At 54.8% G+C, this 15,607-nt stretch carries 13 protein-coding genes; all 13 read right to left on the bottom strand.

What is annotated here, in order from left to right; genetic code table 11:
- Positions 1-2: 2 nt before the first annotated feature.
- Complete coding sequence (gene cysD, locus NKJ15_RS26375) at positions 3-908, bottom strand: sulfate adenylyltransferase subunit CysD (RefSeq protein ID WP_352616519.1); 906 nt, start codon at positions 906-908, stop codon at positions 3-5.
- Positions 909-1,257: 349 nt separating this feature from the next.
- Complete coding sequence (locus NKJ15_RS26370) at positions 1,258-2,574, bottom strand: O-antigen ligase family protein (protein WP_352818577.1); 1,317 nt, start codon at positions 2,572-2,574, stop codon at positions 1,258-1,260.
- A complete protein-coding gene (locus NKJ15_RS26365) occupies positions 2,571-3,752 on the bottom strand; it encodes a tetratricopeptide repeat protein (RefSeq protein WP_352818574.1) in 1,182 nt (393 codons plus the stop codon). The genes NKJ15_RS26370 and NKJ15_RS26365 overlap by 4 nt, the downstream gene beginning before the upstream one ends.
- Positions 3,718-6,102: a GumC family protein gene (locus tag NKJ15_RS26360; RefSeq protein ID WP_352818571.1), complete on the bottom strand. Its 2,385-nt coding sequence runs from the start codon at positions 6,100-6,102 to the stop codon at positions 3,718-3,720. The genes NKJ15_RS26365 and NKJ15_RS26360 overlap by 35 nt, the downstream gene beginning before the upstream one ends.
- 46 nt (positions 6,103-6,148) lie before the next feature.
- Entirely contained in the window at positions 6,149-6,898 is a 750-nt protein-coding gene (locus tag NKJ15_RS26355; protein WP_352818569.1) for a polysaccharide biosynthesis/export family protein, read from the bottom strand.
- Positions 6,899-6,936: 38 nt separating this feature from the next.
- Complete coding sequence (locus tag NKJ15_RS26350) at positions 6,937-7,743, bottom strand: tyrosine-protein phosphatase (protein WP_352818566.1); 807 nt, start codon at positions 7,741-7,743, stop codon at positions 6,937-6,939.
- A 524-nt stretch (positions 7,744-8,267) separates the two neighbouring features.
- Positions 8,268-8,756 carry a hypothetical protein gene (locus tag NKJ15_RS26345; RefSeq protein WP_352818563.1) on the bottom strand — a complete coding sequence of 163 codons (489 nt, stop codon included), beginning with the start codon at positions 8,754-8,756 and terminating at the stop codon, positions 8,268-8,270.
- A gap of 278 nt (positions 8,757-9,034) precedes the next feature.
- Entirely contained in the window at positions 9,035-9,508 is a 474-nt protein-coding gene (locus tag NKJ15_RS26340; RefSeq protein ID WP_352818560.1) for a hypothetical protein, read from the bottom strand.
- A 198-nt stretch (positions 9,509-9,706) separates the two neighbouring features.
- Complete coding sequence (locus NKJ15_RS26335) at positions 9,707-12,001, bottom strand: hypothetical protein (RefSeq protein WP_352818558.1); 2,295 nt, start codon at positions 11,999-12,001, stop codon at positions 9,707-9,709.
- Positions 12,002-12,196: 195 nt separating this feature from the next.
- Positions 12,197-12,814 (bottom strand): class I SAM-dependent methyltransferase, encoded by a 618-nt coding sequence (locus tag NKJ15_RS26330; protein WP_352818556.1) that lies wholly within the window; start codon positions 12,812-12,814, stop codon positions 12,197-12,199.
- A 69-nt stretch (positions 12,815-12,883) separates the two neighbouring features.
- Positions 12,884-13,813, bottom strand: coding sequence for a glycosyltransferase family 2 protein (locus NKJ15_RS26325; protein ID WP_352818553.1), 930 nt, complete (start codon positions 13,811-13,813; stop codon positions 12,884-12,886).
- 45 nt (positions 13,814-13,858) lie between these two features.
- On the bottom strand, positions 13,859-14,407 hold the full coding sequence (locus NKJ15_RS26320; RefSeq protein WP_352818551.1) for an LbetaH domain-containing protein: 549 nt from the start codon (positions 14,405-14,407) through the stop codon (positions 13,859-13,861).
- Positions 14,408-14,410: 3 nt separating this feature from the next.
- Positions 14,411-15,565 (bottom strand): glycosyltransferase, encoded by a 1,155-nt coding sequence (locus NKJ15_RS26315; RefSeq protein WP_352818548.1) that lies wholly within the window; start codon positions 15,563-15,565, stop codon positions 14,411-14,413.
- Positions 15,566-15,607: the final 42 nt, after the last annotated feature.

The raw sequence follows: 15,607 nt of genomic DNA, 5'->3' as shown, positions 1-15,607 counted from the left end.
ACTCAGAAATACCCCTCGCGCTTCTTCTTTTCCATCGAGCCGGCTTCATCACGGTCGATCAGGCGACCTTGCCGCTCGGAAGTGCGCGCCGTGAGCATTTCGCCGACTATGGCCTCCAGAGTGTCGGCCTCCGAGTCGATCGCGCCGGTCAGCGGATAGCAGCCGAGCGTGCGGAACCGCACCATCCGGTTCTCCACTGCTTCGCCGGGCCGCAGCTGCATGCGCTCATCATCCCTCAGGATAAGCATGCCATCGCGCTCGACGACCGGCCGCTCCTTGGCCAGGTACAGCGGCACGATCGGGATGTCTTCCTGGAGAATGTACTGCCAGATGTCGAGCTCGGTCCAATTCGACAACGGGAACACCCTGATCGATTCACCGGCAGCGACGCGAGTGTTGAAAATCTTCCACATCTCCGGCCGCTGGTTCTTCGGATCCCAGACATGCTGGGCGTTGCGGAACGAGAAGATCCGCTCCTTGGCGCGCGACTTCTCCTCGTCGCGCCGCGCGCCGCCGAAGGCTGCGTCAAACCCGTATTTGTCGAGTGCCTGCCGCAGCGCCACCGTTTTCATCACATGCGTGTGGGTGTTGGAGCCGTGGTCGAAAGGGTTGATGTTGTCGCGCACACCGTCTTCATTGACATGGACCAGGAGGTCGAAGCCGAGCTTTTGCTGCATCTGGTCGCGAAAGGCGATCATCTCGCGGAATTTCCACGTCGTGTCGACGTGGAGAAACGGAAAGGGCGGCTTGGCCGGATAGAATGCCTTCATCGCCAGGTGCATGAGCACGGACGAATCCTTGCCGACCGAATAGAGCATGACCGGCTTGGCAAAGGCTGCGGCCACCTCGCGAAAGATATGGATGGATTCAGCCTCAAGCCGCTGAAGGTGCGTAAGTGCGATGTTCATGGACTGTAAGCGTTCTTTCGTACCGATCCACGGAAGGGCCTGTATCATCAACGGGGCGCGATCTTCAGCCACCTGGTTCAAGCTGCACTTCTGGACAATCTATTTCTCGTGCGGGCGTTCTAGCAGATCGTTCCTGCGCAGAACAATGCAAGACAAGCCTGCGGCCGAATGGTTCGGGAATGAATTTTCCGTATGGCCAGCAAAATCGGGAAATTTCTGCTCAGCGAGCGAGTGCGCTTGGTAGGGGCAGGAAAACGTTGCCTGAGCCTCGGAACCCGAGAGTCGAGAGCCGGCTCGCCTCACATCGGTCCGCCATGTTCTGGCGATGCCAGCCGTGGCGACGAGATCGCTAGGACGAAGGTCCGATGGGAACAAACAGCTTGTCACCGTTGTGATCGATCTCGATCATCTCGCTCTTGCGGCTCAAGCGTTCGGCAAATCCTTTGTGGAAGATGATGGCGTTCATATAGGCAAAGGTCATCGCCAGCGCCCCGGTTCGCAGCGGATAATCGACCAGCGAATGAATGAGAAGAAAAGACACCGAGAGGAATGCCGCCTTCTGAAGTGGGTCGCGGCGAACCCTGGCAAGTGCAGCGAAAAGCAGTACGAAATAGCCTACCATAAGCAGGATAGCAGGAATTCCCCCTTCGAAGGCAATTTCAAGGTATTCATTGTGAGCATGATTCACATACTCCCTGAAAATCATGCCTGCTCTTTCGTATATCTGATAGGCCTTCTGGAAATTCCCGAATCCAATACCTATCGCCCAATTGTCTTTGATGCCCTCGATTGTGGTTCGCGCAAATTCTCCTCGCCCGAACGCCGGATCAAGCGCCTGTGCATCCAATTTGGTCCAGGCGCTTATCGTGTAGATCGAAAGTGCGATAAAGATCAGGAGAACGCCGAACCCACTCGCCCTCGAACGAGCTGAGAGAAAGACTACAGACAATACGGTGATCGCCAACCCGATCAGAACGCCGGCGCGAGAACCGGCGGCCAAAAGAAGCAGCAAAAGCGCGATCAAGCCGAAGGATCCGGACAAGAGATGCCCGCGGAACAGACCGTAATAGACGACGAAGGGAATAGACACAAAAAGCAACGCCGAAAAATGATTTACGTTGGCAAAAAGGCCGGCATTGATCGTAAAAGGCAACAGCCCGACAATGGCGACGTCGTCGGAGAGCGAATATTGAATCGCTCCCGCCAAACCATTGCAGATAACACCCATGAAGAAAAACGGAAGGAGCGCACTGACCTGCTCGGCACGCAAACGCAACACGGCCAAAAAAAACGCTGCAGCGGCCAGAAGATAAAGCAGGCATTCGACCGTGCGGCCGACCCCGACGCTGATGAAGCGAAATCGGCTTTCTCCAACCCAGGGATCTCCGAGCAGCAGCTCTGGCCGCAACCCATTGAATATGGCTGCCGGCAATGGGACGATTTGCAAAACGATCAGCGCCACAGCGAAGACCAGCAGCCACAGAACGCGCCGCGGGATTCTCTGGCCGGCGTTTTGCGAGAAGATGGCTGCCGCCGAGACAATTGCCGCGACCTCGATCAGAGTGTCCGTGTAAAGGCCGCTCGCAGTACCACCACCGATCAGCAGCGATACAAACAAGACCGTGCCGAGGAGATATTTATCCCATTCCGACGGCCGGTCGTTCAAGATGGAAGTCTCTCAACGCTCAATTTGTGCATTACCAAGGTGCCGACATATCGAAAGCGCCAGCTCTCGGCAATGGCGGCGGTCTGAAGCGTCAACAATTGTATAGGGCAGGCAGCCGGTCCTACTGAAAACTCCTGGCTGAGAGTCTGACGATTGTAAGTGCCTTCCGGAATGTTGAATCGCGCAATTTCTCCCGCAGGGTCAACACATCTGATGGACCAGAACAATCCCTTGGGTAGCTTCAGGTTCCGTGCCGAGGCAATCAGCGAAATCTTGTATGAGCCTGAAGGCAGCGAAACTAACTGCTGAAGAGCTGTGTTCTTAACGGGGGTATTCAAGAACCGGACCGTCGCCCCACCCTCACCCTCTACTGCATCCTGAGATGTTACAAACGTGACTTCTAAGCCGGATTGCCCGGGGATCTGCCAATCGAAAGGTTTGCCGCGGGAGACTGGCTCGAACGTGCTGTTGAAAACGTATCCGCCTAACTTCCGCTCTTGCTCAGACAGGGTGAAAAGAAACAGCCGATAGGCCGGTCCATATTGCTTCTGACGAAAGTAGCCGCTGATCACGGCACTCAGTTCGCTCGAATTCGGCGGTGCGCTTGATCCGGCCGAGTCGAGCAGCAGCCGATTTGCGAAATCAATCCCCCGGGGAGTTTTGCTAAGAGCGTAGATCAGGGTGGCTCTCCAGGGCGCCTCCGCTCTGATTGCCGCCAACACAGCCTGGTACCCTTCGGAATTTGAGAGAATTGTCGGCAGGCCGTCGGCGACTGCCGGAAATTGGTCTGGCCATCGCCGCAGCAATATGTCGATCTCGCCAACGGCCTTGGGCAAATCACCTGCTTCGATGTTGCGGCCAATTGACCTCTGTAGCGCATGGATCTCTGTCTTGGACAATTTTCGGGCTTGATCGAAGAGCTGGTAGGCCTCGTCTTTTTCGCCTTGCCGGTATTTGATCTCACCAATCAGGCTATAGAGGCGTGCATCGGCCAAATCGAAGGTGAGCGCGCGCTTAGCCTTGGCAAGCAAGGCATCAAGATCGATAGCATTATTCGTATCGTTCAGGTCACCGCTGATTTCAGCTGTCAATGCATCGACGTTGAATGGATCCAGCGCAAGAGCGACGGTTGGCGTTTCTGTTTCAAGAAATCGACTTAGCCCGATCGAGGAAGCCACCAACACTAGAACGGATGCGACGAACCAAACGACTGAATGTCGGAGACTTTGGATAAGCGGGCCGGCCTGCTCCATCATCGACTTTGCCCTCAATCTTCGGAGTACTCGTGTCGGTACCGTAGTTGTAGTACTGATAATTCATGTATTTGTAAGCGTAGTTGTAATCGAATTTATTCACCGCAAACTTTGACATTGCGGCTCCGACCACGTTCGCGCCAGCAGCTCGCAGGCGCTTCAACGCGGTCTTGGCCGACTTGCGCGTCACCTGATTTGTAGAGATGACCATCAATGTGCCCTCAGCGAGTCGGGTGAGAATAGGAGCATCAGAAAGGCCGACAATCGGCGGCGCATCGATAATGACAAGATCGAAGCGCTTGCCGAGATTGGTTATTATCAGAGCCATCTTCGGTGACGAGAGCAGATCCGCTGGGTTTGGCGGGATCGTGCCGGAGGTCAGAACGGTGACGTTGGGATATTTCGTCGCCCTGAAAATGCTCGCCAGATCCTCCTTGCGAACGGTGTTTGTCAGCAGATTGCTCAGTCCGATCGTATTGTCGAGACCAAACAGGCGATGAAGGTTCGGCTTCCGGAGATCGCCGTCGACAATGAGAACTCTTGCGCCAAGTGCTGCAAAATCCTGCCCGAGTTTGAACGACGTGGTCGACTTGCCTTCCGCAGGCTCCGAACTCGTGACGACCAGCGATCGTGGCGCGCCTTCCGCACCGGAAAACTGTAGCGAAGTTCGAAGCGAACGATAGGCTTCCGACAGGCCGGACTTCTGATCGGCAATACTGGCCATGAGTTCCCGGTCATCGACGAGCGGCAAGATGCCGAGCATTGCCAAGCCGAGCTCCTTTTCAACCTGTTCGGGATTGGTGAAGGTGTTGTTCATCAGTTCAATGATGTAAATGATCGAGGCGCAAAGGGTCAGAAAAAGAGCCAATGCAACCGCAAGATTAATGCTCAGGCGGGGAGAATAAGGCACTGGCGGCTGCGTAGCGAAATCTACGATGCCGGCGCTTTGGGTCTTGAGTTCCGAGCTTACACCAACCTCGTTCAGCTTGGCGATAAGGCTGTCATACTGGGATCGATTTGAATCAACCTCGCGCTTGAGAATTGTGTATTTGATGTTCTTGTCGTTGAAGATGACCTGCTGCTTTTCCATTTCAGCAAGTTTGGCCTTGAGATCGGCCTCCTTGTTCTGTGCCTCCTGGTATTTCAGTCGCAGAGAATCCGTTATCGCAAGGACGCCATTATTATAGACCCGCTGCAGCTCCTTGATCTGCGATTGAAGCTGCTGCATTTCGGGAAAACCCGGCTTGAGAATGCCCAGTTTCTGCTGGTACTGGCTCGTCAAATCCGCCAACTTTTCGCTGAGTTTCTGCAGACCTTCGCTTTCCAGGACCGGGGCTAGACTCGAACCGCGGCCCTTATCTATCTGATCCACTACCCGTCCAGCATCGAGACGATCCTGAATCGCCGTCGCAAGCGCTGTGTTCAGAGCCTCGATGTTCGATCCTATCAGCGACTTGTCGTCGCCGGTTATTGTGATGCCGGCATCCTTTGCGTAAGCGACCAGTTCCTCTTCAGATTTCTGGAGCTTTTGCTTCACCTGCAAAACCTGTTCCTGGATGAATTGCCTTGCCAGGTCCGAGGTCTCGCTGGTTTGGTCGAGGCGCTGATCGATAAAGCTCTGCGCTACCTGGTTGGCTACGTCGCTTGCGTATTTCGGATTCTGATCGGCAAACGTAATTGATAGTAGGCTTGTGTTGGCGACCAGATTGACTGTGAGATCGTTTAGGATCCGCCCGATCGCAATCGCCTCGCGTTCTTCTGGGGTCTTCCCTTGAACGGTTGGAGATTTGGAAATTCCGAACGCGCGATAAAAAATATTGCTGAGGGAGAAGTTCGGTGTAGGAAACAAAAAATCCGGCTTCTCGCTGAGGCCTAGTTGGAACACCACGCGCTGGGCCAATGCGCGACTTTTGAGTTTTTCGCGAGCGGTAAGGAAGGCCCGCACGTCGGCGTTCTCAGAAACCACCTCGATGTCTTGGAAGACCTTGGCCGAAGGAACTAGCACTTCCAACTGCGTTGTAGCCTGATACCTCGGAGTCTGCATCATCGTAACGATGACCCCGGCGACAAGGCCAGCTGCCGCCATAATGATGATCAGCCACCGGTATTGGACAACGTAAAAGAGCAGCTTTAGCGGATTGAAGCCTTCATCCTGCTCCGAATAGTCGCGGCCGTAAGGGCTATAATTTTGCGCACCGTCGTAATACAGGTCGGCGGACAGGGCCTGGCCGTGTCCCGGACCCGCTATTTGATGCTGCCTGTTGCGATCGAGCATGGTCGGAGATTATCCTAAATTCGTCTACATTCTGACCGGCCATGAATCACAGGCCGGGGACCACAGCAAGCCGAGCTGCACTTGACGCGACACCGAGGGCGTCCTTGAGATTATTCATCGCAATTTTCGATTTCGAGGCGAAGACCACAATCTTGTCGCCGCCATAGATGCGCGGATTGCGGCTTTTGCCACCACGAATCTCCTCGACGTTGTAATTAGCAACCAATGTATTTGGGCCGATATTGCGATAGACAAAAACCTTTTTTGCATCCCCAACGGTATTGAACCCTCCAGCAAGGGCAATCGCATCGATGAGAGAAGAATTGCTCGACACGGGATAAATACCGGCCTTGTTGACTTCGCCGTCGACGGTAATGCGCTGTCCGATCGATTCCTTGACGAAAATCGTGACGTCGGGAGACTGCAGGTATTTGGCGCCGTAGGCGGTCTCGATCTCCTGCTCCAACTGACGGACGGTCTTCCCTGCCGCGGTAATCGTGCCTATAAGCGGGAGCGAAATCTGGCCCCCAGAGTCGACTTGAACCGTTCTGTTTAAGTTATCGACCTGAAACACATTTACCTCGAGCACATCGTTCGGAGACAGAGGCTGCTCGCTGCCGTTCTGTGTATTTTGCGGCGCAGGCAGTTCCTTCACCACCTGTAGAGCGCCGCCGCCCGAGAGTGGCGCGGATGATGATGTCAATTGTAGCGCATCGACCGCACCAGAAGAGGATGGGGTCGTCGACGAGGTGCTCGTGCATGCGGAGATTGCCAGTGATGCAAGCAAGGCAGACATTATGGCCATATGGCTTCTTGCGAAACGGAAAGAGCCCATCACACAGTCCCGCCCTTGAACAAGCGGCCCAATCCAAAACGGCCGGCGTTGCCTGCGTTAGGTTTTTTTGGACGTGCTTTTCCGACAGGCTCGATGGGCCGGTTCGCCAATATTTCGCTTGGACGTTTCAGCACCATGTTACGGGCCTCGGCTTCTCCACATCGCTTGGCGGCAGCGGCAACCGCCTGTGAAAGGCCAGGACGCCGGCGTGTAGCGCTATGCGTATCCGATGCGATGATGTCCACCCTGCCCTCGTCAATCAGCTTTTCCGAATAATAAAGCGCCGTGCGTCCAAAAGCACCAACAATCGAGTCTGCGGTAACCTGGATAAGACAACCCACTGCATTCAACCTCTCGATAACGTCGTAATTCGTTTTGATCCAGGTCAAACGCTCAGGATGAGTAAGAATCGGGATGAAACCGGCGTTTATTAGGCGTAGAGCAAGATCCTCCATTCGGGGAGGTAGAACATGATGCGGCGGTTCGAACAGAAAATAGCGGGACCTGTTTAAGGTCGGCACAGTGCCGCCCGCCAATTGGTCCGGAAGATCCGGCGTTATGTGAACATCGGCGCCGACGTAGAGAGCAAGCGGTATGGCGGCGCTGCGCAGCGCCTGGTGCAACTCCTGAACCGCCCGGACGATGTTGGATGTTCCGTTTTCGTATATGCCCGGCGTCACGTGCGGCGTGCACGCCATGTGGGTCGTTCCGTCGGCCACCGCCAGTCGAGCCATTTCCAGCGATTCGGCAAGACTGGGCGAGCCGTCGTCAAGGCCGGGTAGGATATGGGAATGCAGATCGATCATGGGCGTTTGTGACTGCAACGACGCAACGTAGGGACGTCACCCGCAAAAAATATTAATGCGTCACCCGCAGCACAGCGAATGACGCATTTGTCAAGTTCAAGCGATACGATGGATGCCAGGCCCCGGCTATTGGCGGACAGAGTTGTCGTCATCATGCAGGCCGATGATCAGCACCGCATCGGCGGCAATAGCTGCGCCTGATGTATCGAGCGCTACACACATGCCGCCCTCCACAGAATTGACTTTGATCTTCGCCTTTGCCGGGCCCCGCATCCGAAACTTGCACCAACACGCAGCAGCGAAGCAAAAGATTGCAATTCGGCCATGGTGCCTAGCTAGACCGGTACTTCGCCCTTCATCTCGGCATGTTCGCTAGCCTCAGACATCCGCATGTCGCCTTGGCTTAAGCGATTCGACTAATATACCGACTGCAACAGCATACAGAATAACGCCGCTCTGTCGCCAACAGACGAGCAGCAGAACCACCATGCGCCTCTGCTGCCGTCGCCCTATTTACGATCAACTTAGTCGCTAACAGCGTGGCCGTGATCTTTGTCCGCGGTCGCGGCCAGAATACCGGCTCCAAGCGCCATGCCGCCGAAGATGAAGAGCGGAGTATTGTTATTGGAGGTACCCGTGGAATTGCCCGTTTGGGCAGTATGCTCAGAACCGAGGACATTGAGGCAAATCTTGTTCTCAACACGGGAGATATCGAGAGTCGAGTTAGCCGGGACGCTGACATTGCAGCCACCCACATGAACCGAAGCCGATCCCTTACCGCCAACCACGATGCGGCTCCCGAAATCCAGGGCGCCCCCTGCTTGTGCCGGGCCATAGCCAGCCACCTGCGAGACCATCACATCGCCATTGACGCTGCCGAGCGATCCAATCGGATTTACGCCGTTATAGGCGGTTGCACAGGTGCACGACCCATCCTGCGCGAAAGACGACACCGGGGCGAAGCCGGCCAACACAACAACTCCGGCCAACGCACTTTTCAACACTAGGTTCATCCGCATCAATCCTTCTGTCCCACGTTACCTGAGGCCCACCCAACCGCTAAGGTACTCAAAAGCGCGTAACAGCTTTCTGCGTCAATTCCAACCCATTTCGCATATGCGAGATAATTTTTGGTTTCGGTGTGGTTGATTGAACACACCATTAGAATATCGAAATGTATCATCTTTACTGTCGGCCGCAATAGAGCGCGTTTGCCAGCGAGCCAATCCGGCGTTCCTTGGGGCGCTGGCGTCACCTTCGTTTCGACGGTTACGCCACGGGTCCGCAGGAGCTACGAGCCCGGCGCGCAAGGTTTATAGGTCGAGCCCGCCTGCGCCGGCTGCCCGCATAGAATGCCTGCCTCGACGAGCTTCGCAGCCACATCCGTGCCGTCTGAGGTGAGGCATTGCACAACGAGGGCGTCACCAAACTTTGACGAGACATTGCCGTCGCATGGAGTCCCCATGCCGACCGGCTTGCAAGTCAACGTAAGCCCTTGATAATCCCGACGCAATACCTCGAACACCAGCGTCCGCACAGAATGCGGCTGGGTGAACGCGACGCCGCACAAAACAATCCTAAGCCCGGCGACACGCAAATCGTCAATCGATTGGACAGCAAACCTGCCCTCAAACGGCTCAAGCGCTGCGGCGGGTTTGGGCATCCGCGCGCCCAGATCTATCCCTCTTTCAACGACAATGACGAGAAAGCCAACCGCGAACGTAAGAGCGACAAGTGTAAGGAGGCCTACCGCCTTGATGGACAAAAGCGCACCTGTGAATGTTTTCAGCTTTTATCGCGGATTACAGTCAAATCGTATCCACGCGTGCCGTCGCGCATCGAAGCCTCGACCCAGATAACCAGGCGCGCAACGAGACCCGGTGTCGTTCTGAGTTTGCAGTTGGCCGCCATTCTAAGCACGCTGCCGTTTATCGATGTGCTGGCTGCGCATCTGCACGCAACGCTATGCAAGTCCCATTCTCCGCTCCAGCACTTCCAATTCAACAAGATCAACGATGTCACTAGCGCGTTGCACGGTAATCACAGCGTCGGCTGTAAGATAAAACTGATCGTGTTCGGTGCCAGCGTTTCCACCCTCAGCTGCAACTTGAGTAAAAAAATGAGGTGCTGCATTAGTAATCACCGCAGTTATCGCCCCAATACTGCCAAGCGAAACGGCAGATCCTATCATTAAAGAGCTTGGATGGCCGTGGAAAGCCATAATAGAGTAACGAGCGATGACAAGACCCCGACTGCGCGAAAACGCTCTTATGATTATTTCTAGCTCACGATAACCAGATCCAAGCTCTTGAAAACCGTAGTTGTGCTTCAGTTTGAACGGTATTGTGAGCACGGTGGCGCCAACTCGCAAAGGGGAATTGCGCAGTACGGTCTTGTAATGCAAGACAGGTGACCAGCCGAGATAAGGGACTTGTTTGACGTAGGCCGCTTTCATCGTGATACCCGGTGCCACCTTGCCGCCGGAAAGGTGTTTGGGATAGGTGATTGTGTTCGTGTCATACAACTCGAACGTGTCGGCAGAGGCGTTCGCCACGATAAATAGGCGTTTATTTATCTGGGCCATGCCGACGACTCCGTCGACGCGAACTACATCGCCATTTGAACGGCCATGCGCCGGGGCGACAACTCGAGCGGGATTGGAATTTGTAACATCCTTGATGCTGGCAACCTTACCCCGAGCACCCCATTCGTCGACAACGGACAGGACGACCGGCTCTGCACGCGGCGCCGTGCGCTGAATGGTTCGGCGGATATTCACTACATTTGTCGTTGTCCTGTCATCGACTTCAACGAACCCGACATCGTTTGTGATATCGATGTCGATAGAATTGACGTGGCAACGGCGAACGTAGACGCCATTGACTTCCCGTGCCCCAAGGCCTCCACGCGGACCGACTACGTCCTCATAGACACGATCATATTTTTTTCCAAGATACCGATAGGCTGGAAGGCTGATAACGCCACCTGCGCCGCTCACAGGTGTCATGGAGGTATCCACGGACCTGACTCGCTTTGCGTGGCCACCATAGCACCGCAGGCCAACCAGAGACGCTTTCTGATTAGGAGCGAGAACGTCCACTACGTCTTCAAATTTCGTTTCAAAAGAAGGATGGCACTCGACGATAGCAGTATTATTTAAGCCCGTTATACGCTTGATTATTGTGTTGAAAGCCCATTTATTCGCATCTATCGGATGCTGCACGCCTTCTGCGTATATATCATTAAATGCCGAGTTCCTTGATGCGTTGGATACGTTGATTGTATAGCGGCTATTAGTCAGAGCCAAGCGTTCGCCTCGTACTCCCTCGCAAACGCGAAGAAGGAGGCAATCTATTTCGGCGCGGGCTTCAGTTCCCTCCAGAGTCGCATCACAGATGTACGGCGCTTTCAGGCCCGTGAACTCGACACGTTTCCCATGCGCACATTTCCAGCTTATTCCGCGCAGGCGAAGCATGCCAGATCGATAAACGGAAATGTAGGTTTCAAGGGGAGAGAAATCGAAGTTTGCAGGCTCGACAAGCGTGATTTCGTTGGCGTTTATCGATGCGATCACGCCCACCATTTGCTTGTCGTAGCCGTAGGAAGTCTCGACTTGCGTGTCAGTGTCGAGAAAAAGAATGTCCCCGGCATGCGCCAAACTGGCGTCACTAACATTAATGACCATGTCGCCCCAAGCAACGGGGGCCGTAAGGGTAAGATTCGTTGCAATAACTTCCCCGGAGAAATCGATACACGCTGGATCGCCCGCGTTGATAATCAGTCGGGACTTTCCTCGGGCCCAAATGTCGAGAGTAGTGTTTGCAGGAATGGTGATGGTGGGGAGAGCCGTGTCTAGGGCGATATCGCCAACTGGGAGTTCAAGCGGCTGGTTTAGAAACTGCGCGGTCGCTATGGCGTTCATTAGCCCTGTCGCAGCGTCGGTTCGCCCACCTGCCACCACGCCGAACATTGCAGCGTTGAATGGCGGAACTAGCTCCCACCAATCACCATCGCCGGTTTGAAATTTGCCACTGTGTGCCGGCCGTGAATCAACCCTCCTATAAAGAGCATCGCCACCATCTCCAGCCTCATTGTAGCCGTTTACCCGGAGTGCAGTTGTTCCTGCCGGAACCGAGACGAAGGGCATGCCCACCACTGTCGCGTAGACGGGCGTATTGCCTCGGCTGACCTCATTGGCGCTATGTCGCGCTGCCGAACTGCCGCATGGATCCGTCTCCTCGGCAGTTGCATTAGCCACTACCGTGGCTCGAGACCCCGTAGCAAAGGCCGCAATGGGTGCGACCTTCAAGAATGAACGGCGATTTGTCGTTGGGGTTTTCAACGGGAAGTTTCTCAAATCGACGGGAAATCGATACGATGCTATGCTAGGGCTGGCGAAACAAAGGTCCGTGACCCAGCCTGGGGGAGCTTCCGGCCCCCGGTTCGACCTTAGCTACGGTTTTTTTGCGATCGCTATCATGCTTTTCGCAATCGCGGGAACGCGGCCTACTCGCTCGAAACGTGAAACTTCCAGCCCCGCCTCTTTGAGCAGCATTCCGAGCGTCCGTATAGACCAGAACTTGATGTGACCACCATCCCACAGCGCCCAGAAATGCGCATCCATTCGACCTGTCACCGCGAGTGCCAAATTCTTGAGATAACCATGATATGGTGTTGAAATGACGGCTGTTCCACCCGGATTAAGAAGCTCGTAAACGTTCCTGGCAAAGGCCCTTGGGTCATAGAGATGTTCCACAACTTCAAGGCTGAGGACCATGTCAAATGTGCCATAGCGAGCACGGAGATCATCGTAAGCTGAACCGCTTTCAATCCTGAGATCGGGATAGACCTTATTAGCTATAGCAACTGCAGATGTTGATGGATCGATCCCAGTAACAACACACCTATCGCTAAGGTGTTTTGCAACGCTGCCATTGCCGCATCCCAAATCGAAGATAGTCGCTGGAGAAAACTCCCTCACAATCCTGTCGACGGCAGGCAGCAAAATATTGTGAGAATCGTTCGTTTCCGGAGAATCGTAGAGATATTCCAGATTCTTTTCCTGACTCATTTGAATCTCCAAGTTAAAAACATCGATTTCTATACTATAGCCGATAAGCGCATCGGAATTGCTGGTCTTTCAACCTTCGTCGACGACAAATCCAGTACGGTCTTTGATAGCTTTTGCAACTGATATGCCATTTTGTTTCGCAAATTCCTCAATTTCAAACATCTTTGCATCTACCAATCCCCGATACCATAAACCTTGCAAAAAATGAAAATAGAATCCTGGCTTCCCGTCGAGGAACCCAAGGCGGATGAAATACCGGTACAAGAAGTACGTTATAGTTCGAAGCCCTGCGGGGGTGCGGAGATAAAGCTTTTCTTTTAGAAAGCGGCGCGCACGCGCCTGCGGGCTCGTACCGGAAGCGGGCAGCTTGTCTGCTTTTAAGAATGCGAAACGTGCATTCAGCAAATCTATGGCTTCCCGAGAAGCGTATTGATTATGCTTCGCCGACCACCACGTTAGAGAATTCAAGTTAATATCCGAGATTATGATGTTTGATTTTCGGACATTCCCATTCACGATTACATGTTCGTCCATCCAGCGCTGTTCGCAGCGCCCTCGGCCATTGCGCCAAAGCCGAAGCTGCCAGCTAGGCTCGATCGCTCCATATCTTATGCGACGGCCGAGGAAATAAATTCGACGCTGCACGAGGATGCCATCGCAATCGCCTCCGGCTTGCGAAACAGCTTCAAAAAGCTGGCCTGGCGTCGCCGAATCCAACACCTCGTCGGCGTCGATTCGCAGGAGCCAGCCGCCCTTCGCAACAAGGGTGGAAATTCCGAAATTCAACTGAGTCGCATAGTTTACCCAAGGGTGACGAATTACCTCGGCACCAAGCTTCTCGGCTATCTCGACCGTCCTATCATTAGATCCACTATCAATGACGGTGATGCTTTCAACTTGACCTTTGCAGCTCTCGATGCAGCGGGCTATGTGAACCGACTCGTTCAAAGTAAGAATAACGACGTGAATCCCCATAGCTGCCTTGCTTTCATTGCTCATGTCCGCTTTGACCATTTATAATTTAGCTAACGAAACTAAAACAGGTTATCGTGATGCTACTTGATGGGCTGGATTGCCGACCACGACGGCTCCGTCGGAAACATCCTTGGTGACGACCGAACGTGCCCCTATGACAGCCCGACTTCCAACACGCACACCAGGGCCGATGAAAGCCTCAGCCGCCACCCAGGCACCCGCCTCAATCCGGATCGGCCCAACGAAGAGCGGAAAAGTGGGATCGCGATAGTCGTGCGTGGCCGCGCAGAGGTGGGCGCCTTGACTTATGGTAACATGGTCTTCGACCGTAATCGAACCAACCGAGTAACAAATCACTCCGGGCCCGAGGCTGCTCACGGCACCTAGCCGCAGATTCCAGGGAGCCCAAATGCGCGCCGATGGATAGGGATGAGCGCCTTTGCTTACCGTGGCGCCAAATAGTCGCAAAAGAAAACACCGCCAACCGTGAGCTGGAACAGGCGACCAGCTATACAGCGTGGCTTGCACAACTCGCCATACCAACCGCCTGGATTTGTCCTTCAGGCTTGGCGCAGGAGACGGCGCTAGCCGAGAAGGTCGTGGGATCAAATCAGCCATGGCCTATTCCGACGTTACGAAGTGCGGCTGGTCCGCTTGGTTCAAGCACCAAAGGTAAACCTGCTCCATGTTCGCGGCGATTCCGTCCCAGCTGAAATCCCTTTTCATCCATGCGCGGCCGCGCGCGCCCATAGCATTCAGAAGTGCGGAATCCATTGCCATCGCCGACGTCAGTGTCGCCACAAGGGGTTCGACCCCATGATCGATCCACCAACCACAATCATGCTTGACAAGGCCTCCCCAAGGAGCACCACGGGTCGAGACAACCGGGGTGCCATTCGCCAGGGCTTCGGCGACGACCATACCGAAATTTTCATTGAGAGTTGGAAGGACGAACAGATCGGCTTCCTTATAGGCGGCGAGCTTGGCCTTGCCGAACAGGCTGTCTTCGAAGCTAATTCGAGTGAGGCTGAGTGAGCTTGCGCGCGCTTTCAATTGGCTGCCATGATCTAACTCGGACGGACCTACGATTCTGAGTTGCCAATCCGGATGCAGGGCTTCCAGTTGCCCCCATGCATCCACTAATCGCTCCAAACCCTTCTTGGGATGAACACGCCCCAGATACAGGAGTGTACGTCGTCGGCTCAGTCTCGAAATGGCGGTGAGCTCACTTGCGGTCGGCAGATCGATTCCATTTGGAATGACGGCAACCGGCTGCCTCAGGCCAAAAGCACGGATGTCCTCGAGCTCCTGCTCGCTCGTCGCGTGGAAGCAGCTTACCTGGCGGGCGGCCCTGCCCTGCGCCATTGCCCAGAACGCGCGTTTGAGCAAAGCGGAAAAGCGCAGCGACTCGGCTCCCAACATTCCCCGCGGAGAGAGGATAAATGGCCGGCCGCGCCGGAATGCCGCCTCGGCAGGATAGATGTTGGGCATCATCCAGAGCCCATGCGTGTGAAAGATGTCTACGGAAGCTCGCCGTAGCGCGCGCCGCATCGTCTGCGAAACACCAAGCCTGACAAGGGGACCTGCCCGCTTGAGATCCCAGGCGTAACGTGTGTGGCGCACGCCGGCCCAATTCCTCGTCCCTGGAAGACCGAGCGAGACAAGGTCGACTTCGTGCCCGAGGGCGGCGACGGATTGACTGAGGCGCGGCACCGAATAGGAAGGTCCTGCGGCCTCCTCTTCGACCGAGGCGACGATCTCGACAATGCGCATCATGTTCATTCGGTCTTGGAGCCCGTCCGGGATGTTGGCGCCTGA

This window comes from Mesorhizobium sp. M0207 (genome assembly GCF_040321995.1).
Lineage (GTDB): Bacteria > Pseudomonadota > Alphaproteobacteria > Rhizobiales > Rhizobiaceae > Mesorhizobium.
The sequence above is the reverse complement of the archived record's forward strand: the minus strand, read 5'-3'. Positions and strand labels throughout refer to the sequence as shown.